This is a genomic window from Amycolatopsis alkalitolerans (assembly GCF_006152065.1).
GTDB lineage: Bacteria > Actinomycetota > Actinomycetes > Mycobacteriales > Pseudonocardiaceae > Amycolatopsis_E > Amycolatopsis_E alkalitolerans.
The window spans coordinates 26,690-45,054 of the sequence record NZ_VDFW01000026.1 but is presented as its reverse complement, the minus strand read 5'-3'; the positions used below and the strand labels follow the sequence as shown (position 1 = coordinate 45,054).

At 70.7% G+C, this 18,365-nt stretch carries 19 protein-coding genes and 1 pseudogene; 8 read left to right on the top strand and 12 right to left on the bottom strand.

Going from position 1 to position 18,365, the window contains the following annotated elements; translation table 11 throughout:
* Positions 1 to 56: 56 nt before the first annotated feature.
* Positions 57 to 422 (bottom strand): ArsR/SmtB family transcription factor, encoded by a 366-nt coding sequence (locus tag FG385_RS25035; RefSeq protein ID WP_139099241.1) that lies wholly within the window; start codon positions 420 to 422, stop codon positions 57 to 59.
* Positions 423 to 490: 68 nt separating this feature from the next.
* Here FG385_RS25035 and FG385_RS25030 point away from each other — a divergent pair, with 68 nt between their 5' ends.
* On the top strand, positions 491 to 1,930 hold the full coding sequence (locus tag FG385_RS25030; RefSeq protein ID WP_139099240.1) for a PucR family transcriptional regulator: 1,440 nt from the start codon (positions 491 to 493) through the stop codon (positions 1,928 to 1,930).
* Positions 1,931 to 1,933: 3 nt separating this feature from the next.
* On the opposite strand, the gene FG385_RS25025 is transcribed toward FG385_RS25030, so the two are convergent.
* Positions 1,934 to 2,314, bottom strand: coding sequence for a hypothetical protein (locus FG385_RS25025; protein ID WP_139099239.1), 381 nt, complete (start codon positions 2,312 to 2,314; stop codon positions 1,934 to 1,936).
* Positions 2,315 to 2,438: 124 nt separating this feature from the next.
* Between FG385_RS25025 and FG385_RS25020 the strand changes: the two genes are divergently transcribed.
* Genes FG385_RS25020 through FG385_RS25005 form a run of 4 tightly spaced genes read left to right on the top strand, consistent with a single transcriptional unit; the run spans position 2,439 to position 5,369 of the window.
* Complete coding sequence (locus FG385_RS25020) at positions 2,439 to 3,356, top strand: FAD:protein FMN transferase (RefSeq protein WP_235022781.1); 918 nt, start codon at positions 2,439 to 2,441, stop codon at positions 3,354 to 3,356.
* Positions 3,353 to 3,916, top strand: coding sequence for a ferric reductase-like transmembrane domain-containing protein (locus FG385_RS25015; protein WP_139099238.1), 564 nt, complete (start codon positions 3,353 to 3,355; stop codon positions 3,914 to 3,916). The genes FG385_RS25020 and FG385_RS25015 overlap by 4 nt, the downstream gene beginning before the upstream one ends.
* Entirely contained in the window at positions 3,913 to 5,154 is a 1,242-nt protein-coding gene (locus FG385_RS25010; protein WP_139099237.1) for an NADH-ubiquinone oxidoreductase-F iron-sulfur binding region domain-containing protein, read from the top strand. The genes FG385_RS25015 and FG385_RS25010 overlap by 4 nt, the downstream gene beginning before the upstream one ends.
* Positions 5,151 to 5,369 carry a ferredoxin gene (locus FG385_RS25005; RefSeq protein ID WP_139099236.1) on the top strand — a complete coding sequence of 73 codons (219 nt, stop codon included), beginning with the start codon at positions 5,151 to 5,153 and terminating at the stop codon, positions 5,367 to 5,369. The genes FG385_RS25010 and FG385_RS25005 overlap by 4 nt, the downstream gene beginning before the upstream one ends.
* Here FG385_RS25005 and FG385_RS25000 read toward each other — a convergent pair.
* A complete protein-coding gene (locus tag FG385_RS25000) occupies positions 5,351 to 6,541 on the bottom strand; it encodes a DUF6986 family protein (protein ID WP_235022783.1) in 1,191 nt (396 codons plus the stop codon). The two genes, FG385_RS25005 and FG385_RS25000, sit on opposite strands and share 19 nt — an antisense overlap.
* A gap of 79 nt (positions 6,542 to 6,620) precedes the next feature.
* On the bottom strand, positions 6,621 to 8,195 hold the full coding sequence (aceB, locus tag FG385_RS24995; RefSeq protein WP_139099234.1) for a malate synthase A: 1,575 nt from the start codon (positions 8,193 to 8,195) through the stop codon (positions 6,621 to 6,623).
* An 88-nt stretch (positions 8,196 to 8,283) separates the two neighbouring features.
* Here aceB and FG385_RS24990 point away from each other — a divergent pair, with 88 nt between their 5' ends.
* The gene (locus FG385_RS24990; RefSeq protein ID WP_139099233.1) at positions 8,284 to 9,060 is read left to right on the top strand and encodes an IclR family transcriptional regulator; all 777 of its coding nucleotides are present in this window, start codon (positions 8,284 to 8,286) and stop codon (positions 9,058 to 9,060) included.
* A 59-nt stretch (positions 9,061 to 9,119) separates the two neighbouring features.
* Here FG385_RS24990 and FG385_RS35700 read toward each other — a convergent pair.
* From FG385_RS35700 to ftsY, 8 genes and pseudogenes are all read right to left on the bottom strand, one after another.
* Positions 9,120 to 9,374 (bottom strand): annotated as a pseudogene (locus FG385_RS35700) (DUF4333 domain-containing protein); the annotation flags it as partial.
* A complete protein-coding gene (locus FG385_RS24980; protein WP_139099231.1) occupies positions 9,371 to 10,102 on the bottom strand; it encodes a hypothetical protein in 732 nt (243 codons plus the stop codon). The pseudogene FG385_RS35700 and the gene FG385_RS24980, both read right to left, overlap by 4 nt.
* Complete coding sequence (locus FG385_RS24975) at positions 10,099 to 10,578, bottom strand: YbaB/EbfC family nucleoid-associated protein (protein ID WP_139099230.1); 480 nt, start codon at positions 10,576 to 10,578, stop codon at positions 10,099 to 10,101. The genes FG385_RS24980 and FG385_RS24975 overlap by 4 nt, the downstream gene beginning before the upstream one ends.
* Positions 10,575 to 11,066, bottom strand: a complete 492-nt coding sequence (locus FG385_RS24970; protein WP_139099229.1) for a DcrB/PsbP domain-containing protein — start codon at positions 11,064 to 11,066, stop codon at positions 10,575 to 10,577. Before FG385_RS24970 ends, FG385_RS24975 begins: the two co-directional genes overlap by 4 nt.
* An 18-nt stretch (positions 11,067 to 11,084) precedes the next feature.
* A complete protein-coding gene (locus tag FG385_RS24965; RefSeq protein ID WP_139099228.1) occupies positions 11,085 to 12,425 on the bottom strand; it encodes a putative T7SS-secreted protein in 1,341 nt (446 codons plus the stop codon).
* Positions 12,425 to 12,895, bottom strand: a complete 471-nt coding sequence (locus FG385_RS24960) for a hypothetical protein (protein ID WP_139099227.1) — start codon at positions 12,893 to 12,895, stop codon at positions 12,425 to 12,427. Before FG385_RS24960 ends, FG385_RS24965 begins: the two co-directional genes overlap by 1 nt.
* A 127-nt stretch (positions 12,896 to 13,022) precedes the next feature.
* Positions 13,023 to 14,165 carry a Fic family protein gene (locus FG385_RS24955; protein WP_139099226.1) on the bottom strand — a complete coding sequence of 381 codons (1,143 nt, stop codon included), beginning with the start codon at positions 14,163 to 14,165 and terminating at the stop codon, positions 13,023 to 13,025.
* Positions 14,166 to 14,215: 50 nt separating this feature from the next.
* Positions 14,216 to 15,526, bottom strand: a complete 1,311-nt coding sequence (gene ftsY, locus FG385_RS24950) for a signal recognition particle-docking protein FtsY (protein WP_139099225.1) — start codon at positions 15,524 to 15,526, stop codon at positions 14,216 to 14,218.
* A 118-nt stretch (positions 15,527 to 15,644) separates the two neighbouring features.
* Here ftsY and FG385_RS24945 point away from each other — a divergent pair, with 118 nt between their 5' ends.
* Together FG385_RS24945 and FG385_RS24940 are read left to right on the top strand one after the other, a co-directional pair.
* Positions 15,645 to 16,811 (top strand): anhydro-N-acetylmuramic acid kinase, encoded by a 1,167-nt coding sequence (locus tag FG385_RS24945; protein ID WP_139099224.1) that lies wholly within the window; start codon positions 15,645 to 15,647, stop codon positions 16,809 to 16,811.
* A 9-nt stretch (positions 16,812 to 16,820) separates the two neighbouring features.
* On the top strand, positions 16,821 to 18,365 hold the full coding sequence (locus FG385_RS24940; RefSeq protein WP_139099223.1) for a sodium:solute symporter: 1,545 nt from the start codon (positions 16,821 to 16,823) through the stop codon (positions 18,363 to 18,365).

The following is an 18,365-nucleotide window of genomic DNA, read 5'->3' as shown; positions in this document are numbered from 1 at the left end:
GCCCGCGTTCGTACTTTCCCACAAACCGGATGACGGTCAGGCTAACTACGCCGGGACTAAGACGGGGACCTGCGCCGCGTACGCACGCCGATGTCCGTCATTTCCTTCTGACGTTCTCGTTTACCGCGCGCCCGTTCGGAGCCGGGCCGCTGGTTCCAGAAGCCCCGGAACCGCTCCAGCCACGCGTCGGCCTCCTCCAGCGGCCCGCTGTCCAGGGCGTAAAGCCGGCGTGCGCCCTCGGCACGCACGGTGGCGAACCCGTTCTCCCGGAGTACCCGCAGGTGCTGGGACACCGCGGGCTGCGAGATACCGAACTCGTCCCGGATGGCCGCGCTGATCGCCCCCGAGGTCTGCTCACCCGGCGCCAGCAACTCGAGGATGCGGCGGCGGACGGGATCGCCGAGGACGTCGAACGCGTGCACGACCACATCTTCTCAGTGGCCGCTTATATAAGTCCATACTTAAATTAGTGCAGTACGATCGGCAGACCATGACGTCCGTGAAGACCCTGCTGGAGATCCCGGAGCTGCGGATGCGGCTGCGCACGGGTTCGGCGCTGCTCGGCCGCGAGATCAGCCGGATCTATGTGACCGAACTGCCCGATCCCAGCCGGTATGTCTCCACGGGCGAACTCGTGCTGAGCGGCCTGCTGTGGTGGCGCGAGCCCGGGGACGCCGAGGACTGGGTGTCCTCGCTCGCCCGCGCGGGGGTCGCGGCGCTCGCGGCCTCGGGCGCGGACACCGATGGCATCCCCGACGACGTCGTGCGGGCTTGCGCCCAGCACCGGATCCCGCTGCTCGAGGTGCCGGCGGACCTGTCGTTCGCGGTGATCACCGAACGCGTCGTGCTCGCGCTCGCGGCGGACCGGGGGCGCGAGCCCAGCGGCGCGCGCAAACGCTTGCTGTCCACAGCGGACGCTCCGCTGCCGGTGTTGTTGCGGCAGGGCGCGGAGGAACTCCGGGCGGCCTGCTGGGTGCTGTCCGGCACCGGGCGCGTCGTCGGCGGGACCACCCCGGAAGCGCCGCCGGTCGAGTGGTTCATGCCGGACCGCGAGCGCACGATCCGCGACGAGTACACGCTGCTCCCGGTCGGCGGGCGGTTCGCGATCCCGTGGATCCTCGCGGTCCGGACCCCGGAGACCGACGATCTGGCCGACGAACTGGCCGGGCTGGTCAGCCTCGCCCGTGCCCGCGCGGAGCAGGTCCGGCAGATGGCCGACCGCGCGGCCGCACCGCTGTTCGCGGCGCTGGCCGGTGGCGGGGGTGATCTCGCGGCGGCGCTCGCCTCGTCGGGCCGGACGGATCCGGTGCGCGTGGTGGTGGCCCGCACGCAGGACGGCGAACTCGCGCCGGAACTGCTGGCCGAACTTCTCGCGGAGACTTCGGCGTCGTTCGGAGCCGTCGGCGAGGACGCGTACGGGATCGTGGAGGTGGACGAGCACTGGCCGGCCCACTGGGCTTCGATCGCCCGCGAGCGCTTGTCCACTGTGGAGCGATTTGTCGACCTTTCCGGCGTGTCCGTGGGACTCAGCGGGCCCGTGATGGTCGACGGGCTACGCGGTGCGGCGCAGGAAGCGCTGTACGCCGTGGAAGTCGCGGCCCGGCGTGGCGAGCGCTCGGCCGTCGTCGCCGGTGAGGACGTCGCCGTGCACCGGCTGCTGATCGCCGGCGCGCCCGACGAGTTACGGCGTTCGATGCGGGAGCGCGTCCTCGGCGGGCTGCTCGCCTATGACGCCGCGCAGGGCACCGACCTCGTGCGGACCGTGCGCGTGTTCCTGGAGTGTTCGAGCTCTCCCACCGCCGCCGCGAAAGCGCTGCACGTCCACGTGAACACGTTGCGGTACCGGATCACACGCGCCTCGGAACTGCTGGGGCTGGATCTCAACGACTTCGCGACCCAGGTGGACGTATACCTCGCGTTGCGGTCGTGAATGTCAGGAAGCGCCGGAAGAGGCGTGACCGCCGCCGAGACCGAAGCTCGGCGAGTACTGCGGGGCTTGTTGCTGGGTGTACTGCGGGGCCTGCTGCTGCGAATACTGTGGCGCCTGCTGCTGGGAGTACTGCGGCGCCTGCTGTGGAGCCTGCTGTGGAGCCTGCAGGCCGCCCGAACCGTCGTCACTGGACGACGGCGTCCCGCTGTCGTGCTCGCTCACCGAACCGATCGCGTCCGCCAGCGCACCGGAGCCGAGCACGACTCCGAACACCCCGGCGAGCGCGACCCCGGCCGCGACCGACCAGCGGGTCGCCGCCGCGACCCGGCGCTTACCTTCTTCGCGGGCCGCGATCCGGGCCCGCCGCCACTGGCGCGCGTTCATCGTCACCACCTCTGGGCGCCGAGTCTCCGCGCGCATTCTGGGAGAAGTCTTGGAACCTCCCAGAATTCCCCAAGAGAGGCGGCTGAGACTGGTCAGAACGGCTCTTCGGAGTGAAGGAGCGTCCGTGAGCACCAGCCATGCCGTCCCGGTGGCCCGGTTTCCCGCTTTGGGCACCACCGCCGAAATCCTGGTCACCGAGCCTTCGCTGCTCGTGGTGGCCGAGCGTGCGGTCCACGCCGAGATCGCCGCGATCGACGAGGCCGCCAGCCGGTTCCGGGCCGACTCCGAGATCTCGCGGTTGCGGCCGGGTGCCGCATGCCCGGTGAGCCCGCTGCTCGCCGAGGCGCTGGCGGCGGCGCTGCGCGCGGCGCGGCTGACCGACGGGCTCGTCGACCCCACGGTGGGCCAGGCCGTGCGGGCCCTGGGCTACGACGACGACTTCGCCGCGGTGGCACCGGACGCACCGGACGCCGCACGCCCGGCCGGACCTGCGCCGGGCTGGTGGTGCGTACGACTGGACCTCGAGCGCGGGCAGGTCGTGGTGCCACGCGGGGTCCGGCTCGACCTCGGCGCGACGGCGAAGGCGCTCGCCGCGGACCGGGCGGCGCGGCGGGCCGCGGCGGCCACCGCCTGCGGGGTGCTCGTGGGGCTGGGCGGCGACATCGCGACCTCGGGCTCCGCGCCCGCGGGCGGCTGGCCCGTCGTCGTCGGTGACGACCACGCCCGCACCGATCCGGGGCGCGATCCGGTGGTGACCGTGGTCTCCGGCGGCCTGGCGACCTCCAGCGTCACGCGGCGGACGTGGCGGCGGGCGGGCAGGACCCTGCACCACATCGTCGACCCGCGTACGGGCGACGTGCCTCCGCCGGTCTGGCGGACGGTGAGCGTCGCCGCGGCGACCTGCGTGGACGCGAACACCGCGAGCACCGCCGCCATCGTGCTGGGCGAGCAGGCGCCGGACTGGCTCACCACGCGCGGTCTCCCCGCCCGCCTCGTCGCGATGGACGGCGAGGTCACCACAGTCGCGGGCTGGCCGGCATGACCGCGCTCTGGTACGTCAGCCGCGCCACCGGGCTGGCTTCCCTGGTGCTGTTCACCGCCGTCGTGGTGCTCGGCGCGCTGAACGCGGGACGGTTCTCCTCACGCGGCTGGCCCCGGTTCGTCGTCGCGGCGATCCATCGGAACCTTTCCCTTGTCACACTGGCGTTCCTCGGTGTGCACATCGCGACCGCGATCATCGACACGTACGCCGGGATCCAGTGGCTGGACGCGGTCGTGCCGTTCGTCTCGAGCTACCAGCCCGCGTGGCTGGGCTTCGGCGCCGTCGCGTTCGACCTGTTCCTCGCGCTGCTGGTGTCGAGCCTGCTCCGCCCGCACCTGAACGCGCGGACCTGGCGGGCGCTGCACTGGGCTGCCTACCTGTGCTGGCCGGCGGCGGTCGTGCACGGGTTCACCATCGGCGGCGCCGACTCGCGCCTGCTGTGGGTGCGCGGCCTCACCGTGCTGTGCGTCGTCGTGGTCGCGGGCGTGGTGCTGTGGCGGCTGGCGGCGACCCATCCCGACACCGAGGCCCGGCGCCACTTCTCGGGCGGTGGCCGGTGACCGGCACCTCCGCTCCCCTGCTGCCCTCGCCGACCGAACCTCGCCGCCTCCTCGGCGCGTGGGCACGGCGGCCCCCGCGGAGTCACCGTCACACCGGCGAAGCGCTCATCGGTGCGGTCGAGGCCGCCGGACTTCGCGGCCGCGGTGGCGCCGGGTTCCCGACCGCGCGCAAGCTGCGCACCGTCGCGGCCGGGCGCGACCCGGTCGTCGTCGCGAACGGCTGCGAAGGCGAGCGGCTCAGCGGCAAGGACCGGGTGCTGCTGTGCGCCGCGCCCCAGCTCGTGATCGAGGGCATCGAACTGGCGGCCGGGGCGGTCGGCGCGCGCGAGGCCGCCATCTGCGTCCACCCCGGCGGTCCGCAGGCGTCGAGCCTCGGCGCGGCACTGGCCGCGCGGCCGGCCGGCGGTGTCCGGATCGACCTCGTCGAGGTGCCCGCGCGGTATGTCGCGAGCGAGGAATCCGCGCTGGTGAACCTCATCAACACCGGCAAGGCCCTGCCCACGGCGAAACCGCCTCGCCCGTTCGAACGCGGGGTGCGAGGCCGGCCCACCCTGGTCGACAACGTCGAGACGCTCGCGCACATCGCGCTGATCGCGCGGTACGGCGCGGGCTGGTATCGCGGCTGCGGCACCGCCGAGTCTCCCGGCACCGCACTGGTGACACTCGGCGGCGCGCTCGCCCGGCCCGGGGTGTATGAGGTTCCGTTCGGCCTGACGCTGGGGCAGGTTTTCGATGCCGCCGGCGGGCCACGCGAACCCGTGCAGGCGATCTTGACCGGCGGTTACGCCGGCACCTGGCTGCCCGCGGCGACGGCGTTCGGCCTGCGTCTGGGATATCCCGAGTTCGCCGCCGCGAACGCCGCGCTCGGCGTCGGCACGCTGACCCCGCTGCCCGCACGCGGATGCGGGCTCACCGAAACGGCGCAGATCCTGCACTACCTGGCGACCGAGTCGGCCGGGCAGTGCGGGCCGTGCATGTTCGGCCTTCCCGCGATCGCGGAGGACTTCGGGGAACTGGTGGCAGGCGGCCCGCCCGCCCGCGCCGCCGCCAAGCGGCTGCGGAACCGGCTGCCGGTGATCAGCCGCCGTGGCGCCTGCGGGCATCCCGACGGTGCGGTGCGGCTCGCGAACAGCGCGCTGCGGGTGTTCGAAGCCGATCTGGCCGCGCATGTGGCCGGGCGGCCGTGCCGCGGCGCCGGGCGGCTGCTGCTCCCGGCCAGGGCGGAGGGAGTGCGATGAGCGAGGATCGCGTGTTCCGGCTCGATCCGATCGCCTGCCGGGCGCATGGGCTGTGCGCCGCGCTGTTGCCGGAGATGATCGACCTGGACGAGTGGGGCTATCCGATCATCAGCGGCGCGCCGGTGCCGTCGCGGCTGCTGGGCGAGGCACGCGAAGCCGTTTCCGCGTGCCCGACGCTCGCCCTGCGGTTGCGCGATCAGGCTCGGCGGGCGTAGGCGTCCAGGCGCGCGCGGGACATCGGCATCTCGGCTTCGTCCAGGGCGCCGCAGTCGAGGCCCCGGCAAAGGAAGGCGGCGAGGGCCTGCGCGGTGGCGGGCTCGTCGAGGACGCCGCTGTCCGCCTCATTCGCGTAGTCCCGCAACCGCGCGGCGGCCGACGGCAGCCCTTCGCGGAAGAAGGCGTAGGTCGCGGCGAACCGGGTCGGCAACTGGTGCGGGTGCAGGTCCCAGCCTTGGTAGAAGCCCCGTTCCAGCGAACGCCGCACGAGCCGCAGATGCTCGCGCCAGCCCTCCAGAACCGCGTCGCCGACCGGGAGCCGGTTCGTCGAACCGTCCGAGAGCCGCACTCCCGTCCCCGCGGCGCTGACCTGCATCAACTCCTTGGCGAAGTCTGCCGCCGGATGGTCCATGCGCTGGTACGCCGCCGCGATGCCGAGGCCCGCGCTGTAGTCGTACGTGCCGTAGTGCAGCCCGCTGCACCGCCCCTGCGCGGCCTGGATGATCCGCGCCACCGCGACCATACCGTCGGCGTCCACAATGGACTGCGAGGTCTCGATCTGGACCTCGAACCGCAGGGCCCGCTCGGCGAGCCCGTACGCCTTCTCCAGCGTGGCCAGGATTTCCGCGGCGACAGCGACCTGCTCGACGGCGGTGACCTTCGGCAGCGTCACCACGAATCCGGGCGGCAGGTCCCCGTTCTCCAGCAGCCCGCTCAGGAACGCATCCAGGGTGCGGATGCCGCGCCGCCTCGTCGCCGGTTCGAAGCTCTTGAACCGGATACCCGCGAACGGGGGCTTCCCGGCGCCCGCGAAGGTGCGGCCGCACTCGAACGCCATCGCGTCCTCCGCCTCGTCCCCGGGATGGCCGTAGCCGTCCTCGAAGTCGATCCGCAGGTCTTCGATCGGCTCAACCGCGAGCTTCCGCCGCACCCGTGAGGCGATCGCTTCGTCGAGCCCCAGCTCAGGCCCGCGCTCGGCGAAGATCGCGCCGGCCTGTGCACCCCAGTCCTCGAGCAGGCCGGGGCCGTACCGGTGCGCCGGCACGTACACCGTGTGCACCGGCTGGCGTCCGGCCGGCTCGCCGGGATACCTCGACGCGACCCGTGCGTCCGCTTCGGACAGCCGAGCGTCCGCCGCGGCGTAGGTGTCCTCGGTGAGCCGGCCCGCCACTCTATCTCGCGGGACACCCGCACCCGGTCGGCCCGCATGAACGGGGGCTTCGCCATTGTCGATCATGCGGGCCTCCAGGTCAGGAAATCCGCTCGTAGGCGGCCAGGGTCAGGAAGTCGACGTACTGCTCGGCGAGCGCGACCTCCTCGAACAGCTCGACGGCCGGGGCCAGCAGCTCGCCGGGGACCTGGCCGTCCAGCTCCTTGCGCACGTCGTCGAGCACCGACTTGACCAGGTCACGGGTGACCGTCTCGCCGTTGTCGAGCGTGACGGCGTTCTGCACCCACTGCCAGACCTGCGACCGGGAGATCTCCGCGGTCGCGGCGTCCTCCATCAGGTTGTGGATGCCGGCCGCGCCGTTGCCGCCCAGCCACGACGCGATGTACTGGACACCGACGTCGACCGCGCCGCGCAGACCGGCCGCGGTGGCCGAGCCTTCGGTGACGGCGATGTCGAGCAGCTGGTCGGCGGTCACCGACACCTCTTCGCGCTTGCGGTCGAGCTGGTTCGGCTTGTCCCCGAGGACCTTGTCGAACTCCTCACGGCAGATGCCGACCATGCCCGGGTGCGCGACCCACGAACCGTCGTACCCGGCGCCGGCCTCGCGCGCCTTGTCGTCGTGGACCTTGGCGAACGCCGTCTCGTTGACCGCCGGGTCCTTGCTCGGGATGAACGCGGCCATCCCGCCGATCGCGAACGCGCCGCGCTTGTGGCAGGTGCGCACGAGCAGTTCGGTGTAGGCGCGCATGAACGGCGCGGTCATCGTGACGCTGTTGCGGTCGGGCAGCACGAACTTCTCGCCCGCGTCACGGAAGTACTTGATGATGCTGAACAGGTAGTCCCACCGGCCCGCGTTGAGCCCGGAAGCGTGCTCACGCAGCTCGTAGAGGATCTCTTCCATCTCGAACGCGGCGGGGATGGTCTCGATGAGCACCGTGGCGCGGATGGTGCCGTGGGAGATGCCCAGCTCCTTCTCCGCGTAGGTGAACACGTCGTTCCACAGCCGCGCTTCGAGGTGGCTTTCCATCTTCGGCAGGTAGAAGTACGGGCCGGCGCCGTTCGACAGCAGCGCGCGCACGTTGTGGAAGAAGTACAGCCCGAAGTCGACCAGCGCGCCGACGCCCTTGCGGTCGCCGAAGCTCAGGTTGTGCTCGTCGAGGTGCCAGCCACGCGGGCGGACCACGATGGTGGCCAGCGGCGCGTCCTTCCGCAGCTCGTAGTGCTTGCCGTTACTGTCGAGCGTGATGTCGTCCCGGATCGCGTCGCGCAGGTTGACCTGGCCACCGACGACATTGCGCCAGTGCGGCGTGTTCGCGTCCTCGAAGTCGGCCAGCCACACCTTCGCGCCCGAGTTCAGCGCGTTGATCGTCATCTTGCGGTCCGTGGGGCCGGTGATCTCGACCCGGCGATCGCGCAGCGCGGCCGGCGCCTCGGCGACCTGCCAGTCCCCCTCGCGGATCTCCTTGGTCTCGGGCAGGAAGTCCAGCCGCCCGGTCCGCTTCGCCTCCTCGCGGCGCTTGCCCCGGGCTTCGAGCAGCTCGTCACGGCGGGCTGCGAAGTTGTCGTGCAAGCCGGCCAGGAACTCCAGCGCCTCGCGCGTCAGGATCTCGTCGCCTCGCTCGACCGACCCGCCGAGCACCTGAGCTTCAGACATGCGCCAACACTCCAAAAAAACAGACGTACGGTTTTTACATCTCGGACTATAGTTTCTGCATAGCGGAAGCTCAATGTGAGGAGAGCCCGTGGCCGAGGAGAAGACGAGCCGGGACGGCAGCGTCCAGTCGTTGCGCCGCGCCTTCGAGCTGCTGGAGCACCTGGCCGACACCGGGGGCGAAGCCAGCCTTTCGGAACTCGCGGCGACTTCGGGCCTGCCGATGCCCACCATCCACCGGCTGATCCGCACCCTCGTGGCACTCGGGTACGTCCGGCAGAACACCAACCGGCGCTACGCGCTCGGCGCGCGGCTGATCCGGCTGGGCGAGAACGCGAGCATGCAGTTCGGCACGTGGGCCCGGCCGCTGCTGGCCGAACTGGTCGACGAGGTCGGCGAGACGGCGAACCTGGCGGTGCTGGAGCGCGACGAGGTCGTGTACGTGGCGCAGGTGCCCTCGAAGCACTCGATGCGCATGTTCACCGAGGTCGGACGGCGCGTGCTGCCCCATGGCACGGGGGTCGGCAAGGCGATCCTGTCGCGGCTTCCCGCCGACGAGGTGCGCGCCCTGCTCGACCGCACCGGGATGCCCTCGTACACCGAACACACGGTGACCTCCCCGGACGAGCTGCTCCGGCATCTGGTGACAATCGCCACGCAGGGCTACGCGGTGGACGAAAGCGAGCAGGAGTTGGGCGTCCGGTGCGTGGCGGCGCCGCTGACCGGCACGCCCGCGCCAGCCGCCGTGTCGGTGTCCGGCCCGGAAGGACGCTTGACGAAGGAAGCGGTCTCGCGGATCGCGCCCGCGGTCCAGCGCGTGGCGGCGACGCTGTCGGCGCACCTGGCGAGTGATGATCTCAGCGCCTGACCGAGCGGCTTGTCGTCGACCTTGACGTGGTAGTTGGCCTTGCCGTTGTCGAGGCTGGTGATGACGGCCGTGAGCCCAGCGCGCGTGCCGCGGTCGGACAGCGTGCAGCGCACGGTCTCCCCCACCTTGGCGGGCACCGGCCCGGGGCAGGCGACCGTATCCGGCCGGCGGCCCACCGTCTGCTGCAGCGCGTCGGCGATCCCCCGCTCGAACTCGGCCTGGCTGATGGTCGGTTCCTTCTGTTCCACCTTCACGGTGCACCCGGTCAGCAGCAGCCCGGCGGCGCACAGCACGAGGAGAACCTTGCGGATCATCGGATCGCGTCCTGGCCCCACGCGGTCTCGGGGATCCGGTCGAGAATGTCGCAGCGCAGGTCCAGCGCGGCGACGAGCTCAGCGGGGTCACGGTGATCGCTGACCGAATCGAACACGTCGATATGGTCGGCGAAGAGGAGGAAGCCACTGAACTTCCGGGGGTCGCGCAGGAGGAGTTCGGCCAGCGCGGGGCTCAGCACGGCGGTGGCGAACCGCGGGTCTTCGGAGAGCACGTCGAACTTGTCGTCGAAGTCCGGATGACCGATGCGGACCTCGCCCCAGAGCGCGTTGTTGACCTTGCTCGCCAGCGGCACGGCCCGCCGCACGCTCAACGACGGGCGTGCCGCGGGGGTGCGGACCCCGATCCATTGCACCGAGGCACGTTCGCCGTTGTGGTAGGCATCGAGTCCGGCCGCGACGAACGGCCGTCCACGATGGACACCGGTGATCACGTTGCGCGCGGCCCTGGCCTTCGGCGGCCCGACGAAAGGCTGAACCGGGTTGCGGCCGCCATACTCCTTCTGCTGCCAGGTGTACAACTCCGCGACGGAGTCATCTCGTTCGGCGAACGTCCAGCCCCGCCGGGCGCTCTCCTCCCGCAGCCGCGGCAGCACGCCCTGCTCTTGCCGCTGGTAGGACCGGTTGAGCCAGATGCCCATCGAGGTGAACCCCGCGGCGAGGAGCACGGTGCCGCCGACGGCGATCGCGATGACGGCCCCGGTGCTCACCGCGCGGTCCCGCCGTCGAACACGTTGAAATCGTGGAAGAAGTCGTCCTCGTGGACCGGTTGCGGCCGCCGGGGCGGTGCGGCCGGGCCGGGGTCCACCGGGCGCTGGTCCCCGAACAGCCGCTGGTCCGAGTCGAGCACGCGGTCGAGCAGATCGGTGTCGCCGAGACCGCGCCGGACCACCTCCGCCTGCCGCCGGGTCGCGTTCGCCCGCGCCGCCGCGATCGTGTGCAGCACCGCTGTCGCCAGCGCGGCCGGTGCGACCGTGCGGGTCTGCTCGGTGAACGTGATGTCCTTGACCTCGCCACCAGGTCCGGCGACGACCGTCACCGCCCCGTCCGCGGAGCTCGCCCGGCCGGTCACGCCCTTCAGCTCACCGGCCATGTGCTGGTACGCCTCGGTGCGCCGCCTCGTGTCGGCCGCGGCCGTGTCGATCGCGTCGATACGCCGCAGCAGCCGGCTCGCGTACTCGCTCATCGTGCCTCTTCTGGTCGGATGGTCGACAGGAACTGCTGGAACTCGCCGACGACGCCGGGAAACTGCTCGGCCAGCGCGCTCAGCACGATCTCCACGACCGCGTACCGGCTGGGATCGCGGGTGTCCCGCATGCCCAGGAACACCTGCAGCTGCAGCAACTGCTCCGGCACGCCGTTCAGCCGGAGCGTCATCCGCACGGCCTGGGTGAGCCCCGGACCGCGTTCCGAACCCGACTCCTTGCGCTTGCCGAGCTCTGCGTCCGGCGCGCCACGCCTGAGGCGCTCCACTGCCTCGTCAGCGAGTTGCGTAAGCGGAATACCGGCGTCCTGCAGGTCGCCGCTGATCGTGATGTTGGGCGTGAACCCCTTCGACGCGGGGGGACGCAGCGCGACGAAAGCGGCGTCCGGGGCGTCAACCTGGTCCGGCGAAACCGATCGCCAGCCTTCGGGCAGTGAGAACTGGATCGGCACCGGGATGGTGGCTACCACGTTGTCTCCAATTCCTGGTCAGAAGCCGAGGAAATCGGCCACGGCGCCAGCCGCGTTCGCGACCCCGTGGCCCACGTCGGAAGCGAACTCACCGACGTCATCCGCGACGTCATCGACTGTATCGACGACCTCGGCGGGATCGATCGCGACGTCGAAGCCGACCGAACCACCGACGCCGAGCGTGACCCCGAGCGAAGCACTGAGATGGAACTTGCCGTCGTCCCCCATGCCGACCTGGCCGCCGGCCTCGGCGCCGATGCCGTAGCTGACTTCACCGTGCACACCGGCGCTCACGCCGGCGGCCTCGGCACTTGCCTGGCCCTCGAGCTTTCCTCCCGCGAAGGCCTCGGCGCTGCCCTGCGCCCCGGTCAACCCGATGTTGCCCCGGGCCGCGGCCTCCGCGCCGATCATGCTCTCGGCCGAGCCCGACACGCCCGCGTGCTCACCGAGTTTCACCTCGCCTTCGGCGCTGCCCTCGGCCAGGTAGGCCTCAGCACTCGCCCCGGCGCTCACGCCCAGCGCGCTGACCGTCGCGCCGGCACCCGCGTCGGCCCCGACTACCGAACCCTCGAGCTTGCCGGACCCCGACCATGGACCCGACTGGAACTGTCCTTCGAGACTGCCGTCGAGCAGGTCGACGCCGGCGGAGGCGGCGTAGGTGCGTTCGCCGATGTCGAAGCCGAGCGCCTTGAGGGTGTCGCCGACCAGGTCGTGGAACATCCCGTCGGACTGCTCGCCGCCCCAGTTGCCACCGTAGCTCTTGCCGCCACGACCCGTCTGCCAACCGTTTCGGTCGACCCATTGCTGCTTCCCGGGATCCCACTTCTTCTCTGGCGCCCGTTTGCCGACCCCGAACGCCTGGGCCACCGCCCCGCCGACAGCCGTGACCCGGTCACGAGCATTGGCCAGGACGTCCTGTGCCGCCTGCGCCGGCCCGGCACCCGGATCCTGGAAGGGCGCGAGCGTCTGGCCGGCGGCCGAAGCCTGGGTGGCCCGCACGTTGTACTGGTCGGCCGCGGCGCGGGACGCGGCGACGGCCTGCGTGTACATCTCGATGGCGCGCTGCGCCTCGGACTGACCCCAGGTGAGTACGTCGCCGAAGTCGGCGAGTGCCTGACCGCCCCGGCTCACCAGGTCCACGGCACTGAACCACTTCGGCGGCTCCTGACCGAACACGTCGCGGAAGACGTCGGCGCCCTGGCCGGTCCACTGCCCGGGGTCGACGCCCCGCAGACCGTCGCCGACGGTGCCGATCTTGGCGATGTTCGCGACCAGGTCACGCAGGTCGTTCGCGATCTGCTCGGGCTGGCCCGGGATGAGCTCGCGGGGATCGGTGGTCTGCCCCAGCTCCGCCGGCATCAGTAGTCCCGCCCGTCGTCATCGCCGAGCACGCCGGGATCGAGGCGGCTGCCGATGTCGTACCGCGGGAACAGCTCGCGGGAACGTTCGGGACTCATCACACCGGCGGGGCCACTGCCGACGTCCCCCGGTTTCGGCTCCCGCGGCTTCATGAACCCGGCTTCGCCGCCAGTCTCGGCTATCGCGTTGCCGATGGCGGCCAGTGAATGGCCCACGCCGCTGTCGGCCTCGACGTACTCGATCGCGGCCTTCTCCAGGCTCACACCATGCTCGCCGGCCGCCGACTGGAGCTTGGCGACCTGGTCTCGCATGTCGTCGATGAACCGCGCCCAGCCGCTCTGCACACCGGCATGCCCGTAGTCGCCGGATGGGCCACGCCACGCCAACCCGGCGACGCCACCCACCACCTCGCCGATCGCGCTCGCCGCCTTGCGCAGATCGTCGGGTACCGCACCGAACGCCTCGGTCACGTCGGAACCCCCCCAGGATGTCTGATTCCGCGGCGTAATCCCCGCGGCACGGAACCAGACTGCCCAACCTCGTTGTCCGTCGTGGCGATTCGCGAACTTACTACCCGAACGAGCTACCGGTGGACTTCTAGTTCGCGAAGGGATCGGGGTCGTCCTCCGGAACGCGGCTCCTGACCACGTTCTCGTAGATCTCCCTGAGCTCAGGACGGGCGACGTAATGCCGTCCCCGCTTCTCGCCCGTGGGTTCGAGGAGATCCGCCGCGACCAGCGTCCGGAGATCCCGGCTCGCCGTCGCGTCCGTGATTTCCTCGGACGTGTCCTGGAAGTAGGCGCGGTAGGTGGCATTACGAACACGAAGCCCGACCATCGCGTCGAACAGCGCCATGATGCTTCGCTCCGGCAGCCGGCGTCTCTCGACCAGCAACTCCAATTCGGACCACATCCGGCTGCTCTCCCTGATCCGCCGGAGCATCGTTCTCGCCTGGCGCAGGTGCGCGGTCATGGTGAACCGGATCCAGGGCCTGGCATCACGTTCCGGCCGCCACGATCCTCCGCCGACCGTCGCGAGCACGTCGTAATAGGCCTGAGTATTACGACCCAGATACTCCTCGATGCTCATGAAAACCGGACTCAACACGCCGCTCCGTGCGAGCACCAGACTTTGCAGGCAGCGCGCCATCCGGCCGTTACCGTCCCGGAACGGATGCACCATCACCAGGTTCAGATGGGCCATCGCGCCGCGAACGACGTCGGGGCAAGCCCGCTCCTCGTTCAGCGCCGTCGCGAGTTCCCGCATCAGCGCAGGCACCTGGTCGATGTCGGCGCCCTCGTGGACGATGTCACCGGTCGCGTCGTTCCGCACGAAGATCGGCCCGGCCCGCCACCTGCCCGGCCTGTTCTTCAGCGTGTAGCTGGTCATCATGTAGTGCAGGCTCTTGAACAGCTGGTCGCTGAAGCTGAAGTCGTCGTCCTCGGCCACCTGCAGCACATACGTCATCGCCTCGCGATAGCCGCGCAACGCGAGGCGGGTCTCCTCGCCGGCGTCCAGAGGCTCTTCGCCGGCCGCGATGTCCATCGCGTCGTCGAGACCCGCGTCGTAGCCCTCGATGCTGTTCGACCCCTGGATCGCGCGCGCCAGCGAGACGCGACGCAACGACCCCAGCCACCGGCGCGGTTCGGCCAGCTGATGACGCAGGCTCGTCTTCAGCTCCTCGACCTGGTCGAGAACGTCCAGTTCCCGTAGGTCGAGATCAGGAGGTTCGAACAGCATGTCGGATATATTACCAACATCATGACTGTTTGTATTCCAATTACAGGCAGTCAGCCCAGCAGCGCGTCCACGAAGGCTCCAGCTTCGAAGGGGGCCAGGTCGTCCGGGCCTTCGCCGAGGCCGACGAGCTTCACCGGGACCCCGAGCTCCCGCTGCACCTGGAACACGATCCCGCCCTTGGCGGTGCCGTCGAGTTTGGTCAGCACGATCCCGGTCACGTCGACGACCTCGCGGAACACCCGCGCCTGCGCGAGGCCGTTCTGCCCGGTCGTGGCGTCCAGCACGAGCAGGACCTCGTCCACCTTCGCCTGCTTCTCCACGACTCGCTTGACCTTGCCCAACTCGTCCATCAGGCCGGTCTTGGTGTGCAGCCGCCCCGCCGTGTCGATCAGCACCGCGTCGACGCCCGCCTCGACCCCGCGCTTCACCGCGTCGAAGGCGACCGCCGCCGGGTCCGCGCCTTCCTTGCCCCGCACGACCTCCGCGCCCACGCGTTCGGCCCAGGTCTGCAACTGGTCGGCGGCCGCGGCGCGGAAGGTGTCCGCCGCGCCCAGTACCACCCGGCTGTCCTGCGCCACGAGCACCCGCGCGAGCTTGCCCGTCGTAGTCGTCTTGCCGGTGCCGTTGACCCCGGCGACCAGCACCACCGCCGGTTGCTTGTGCCCGTCGACGGTGTGCGGCAACGCCCGCACCGCCCGCGGCGCCTCCGTGTGCAGGGCGCCGGTGAGCACGTCGCGCAGCACCTGCCGGGCCTCTTCGGGCGACCGGACCGCCCGGCTGGTGATCTCCGACCGCAGCCGCTCGACGATCTCGGTCGTGGTGGCCGCGCCGAGGTCCGCGACGAGCAGCGTGTCTTCGATGTCCTGCCACGAGTCCTCGTCCAGATCCCCCGCGCCGAGCAGGCCCAGCAGGCTTTGCCCGAACATCGACCGCGACTTGGACAGCCGGCCGCGCAACCGTTCCAGCCGACCGGTGGCGGGTTCGATCTCCTCGGCCGGCGCGGCCTCGGGCTCCGGTTCGGGCGCGACCTCGGGCTCGGCTTCCACCGGCAGCTTCACGTCGACGATCCCGCGCCGCGGCGCGTCGCGCGGCACCGACGCGTCGTCGCCCACTCCGGGCTGGCCGTCGACCTCAGTGCGCTCACCCGCCGGATGCGGAGGCGCCTGCTCGCCACCAGGCGCGAGCGCTATCCCGCCGCCGGCCTGGTAGCCACCGCCTCTCGGGTTGGTCTCCCCCTCGGGCCGCTCGGACTCGCGCAGGCTGATCCGGCGCCGCCGCGCCACGGTGAAGCCGCTGACCAGCGTGATCGCCAGCAGTATGACGACGACCAGGATGACCCAGAACCAGAGGTTGCTCGACACGTCTCAATCCTCGCATCCACCGGGTGACCGGCGGGAACACCCCGGCCGAAGCTCGGTTCGGTCAAGAACTCACGGAATACCTTGCATCCTCGTCAGCAAAGGACTAGACCACTCCTTCATGGGCGAACGCGTCGCCGGCCTGATCTCCGGCACCTCGGTCGACGGGATCGACGTGGCCCTCGCCGGGCTTCGGATGGACGGCGAGGAGATCGTGCTGACCCCGCTCGGCGCGCTCGAGGTGCCCTACCGCGCCGGACTGCGCGCCGACCTGCTGGCCGTGCTGCAACCCGCCCGGACCACCGCCGAACAGCTGACGAAGCTCGACACCCGCGTCGGCCAGGCCTTCGCCGAAGCGGCGCAGCAGGGCATCGAGCGCTTCGGGCCGGCCGATTTCATCGCGTCGCTCGGCCAGACCGTGTTCCACTGGGTCGAAGACGGTCACGCCCGCGGCACGCTGCAACTCGGGCAACCCGCCTGGATCGCGGAACGGACCGGCCGGCCGGTGGTCGCCGATCTGAGGGCCCGCGACATCGCCGCCGGCGGGCACGGTGCCCCGCTGGCCAGCACGCTCGACCGGCTGTGGCTGCGCGGTCTCGCCGAATCCGCCGGCCGCCCAGCCGTCGCACTGAACATCGGCGGCATCGCGAACGTCACCGTCGTCCGGCCGGACGGCACGGCCATCGCCTACGACACGGGTCCCGGCAACGCCCTGCTCGACCTCGCCGCGCGGCGAGGCGGGCTGCGCTGCGATCTCGACGGACGCCTCGCCGCGCAGGGCAAGGTGGACCACCGGCTCCTATCGCGGCTGCTCGAGGAGCCGTACTACGCGACCGCGCCACCGAAATCCACCGGCAAGGAACTGTTCCACGCCGTCTACCTCGACGGCATCGACCTCGAACTGACGGATCTGCTCGCCACGCTCACCGAACTGACCGCGCGCACCGTCGCCGCCGCCTGCGAGAACGCCCACACCGTCGTCGGTTCCGGTGGCGGCGTGCGGAATCCGGCTCTCATGCGCGCCCTCGCCGCCAACCTGCCCGGCGCGCGCCTCGTCACGAGCGACGAACTCGGACTGCCCTCCGCCGCGAAGGAGGCGTACCTGACCGCGCTTCTCGGCTGGCTCACCTGGCATGGTGTGCCCGGGAACGTGCCGGACGCGACCGGCGCGCGCGGACCGCGGCTGCTGGGCAGCATCACGCCCGGCCGCTCCGGGCTTTCCCTTCCCCCACCACGCACGGCGACCGTCACCCGGCTGCGGGTAGCGGGCCCGATGCCGGAAGAGTAGGAGAGACGAATGCATCCCGTGGACCTGGCGATCATCGTCGTCTACCTCGCCGCCATGCCCGTCGTCGGCGTGCTGGCCGGGCGCAGGCAGCGATCGGCCGCGGACTACTTCATCGGCGAGCGCAGCCTGCCGTGGTGGGCCGTGTGTTTCTCGATCGTCGCCACCGAAACCTCCACGCTGACCGTCATCAGCACCCCGGGGCTGATCTGGGCGGCGTCGGGCAGCTACAACGGGCTCACCTACCTCCAGCTGCCGTTCGGCTACATCATCGGCCGGACCCTGGTGTCGTTCGTGCTGCTGCCGCGCTACTTCAAGGGCAAGCAGTCCACGGCGTACGCCTTCCTCGGCGAACGCTTCGGCTCGACCATGCAGGGCGTCTCCAGCGTCGCGTTCATCGTCACGCGACTGCTCGCCGAGGGTGTGCGGCTGTTCGCGGGCGCCATCCCGATCCAGCTCATCCTTTCGCACTACGGGCTGCACACGCAGTACTGGCACATCGTGGTGGTGCTGACCGCGCTCACCGTCATCTACGCGCTCGTCGGCGGGATCAAGGCGGTCGTGTGGGTGGACGTGATCCAGCTTTCGGTGTACGTCGGCGCGGCCATCGTCGCGGCGATCGTGCTGGCCACGAAGCTGCCGTCGGGCTGGGCTTCGCGGGCATCGGAGGCGGGCATCTTCCGGGTGTTCGACTTCAACTTCTCCGGGCTGCACCTGCTCACGAACCAGTACGCCTTCCTCACCGCGGTCGTCGGCGGCGCGATCTTCACGATGGCCTCGCACGGTTCCGACCAGCTGATCGTGCAGCGGTTCCTGTCCTGCCGCAGCATCGCGGACGGGCGCAAGGCGCTGATCGGCAGCGGGCTCGTGGTGACCGTCCAGTTCGCGCTGTTCCTGTTCATCGGCGCGATGCTGTGGGCGCACAACGGGTTCCGCACGCTGACGGAGCTCCACGCGAAGAGCAGCGACGACGTCTTCACGAACTTCATCACCAGCGAGCTGCCGGTCGGCGTCGCGGGCCTGCTGATCGCCGCGATCCTCGCCTCGACCATGGGTGCGCTGGCCTCGGCGCTCAACGCGCTGTCGAACTCGACCGTCGCGGACCTCTACCAGCGGTTCACCAAGCGCAAGCCCGAGGACTCGAAGGTGCTGCGGCACGGTCGCGTGTGGACACTCGTGTGGGCCGTCGTGTTCGCGGTGTTCGGATCGCTGTTCTCCAGCCGCAACAACCCGGTGATCGAGCAGGGCCTGTCGATCACCGGCTACACCTACGGCGCGATGCTCGGCGCGTTCTTCCTGGGCATGTGGGTCAAGAAGGCCCGGCAGCTCGACGCGATCATCGCGTTCGGGGTGACCGTCGCGGTGATGGCCGTGGTGGTCCTCGGCGTGAAGATCCCGCCAGCGCCCGGCGCGAAACCCGTCGTGCTGGCGTTCCCGTGGTACACGCTGCTCGGTGTGCTGATCACCCTCTTCGTCGGCGGCGCGCTCTCCTTGCGCCACCGCACGCGCGACCCGCGGGTCGAGCAGCCGGGAGAACTGGAGCGGACCGGCGCCTGA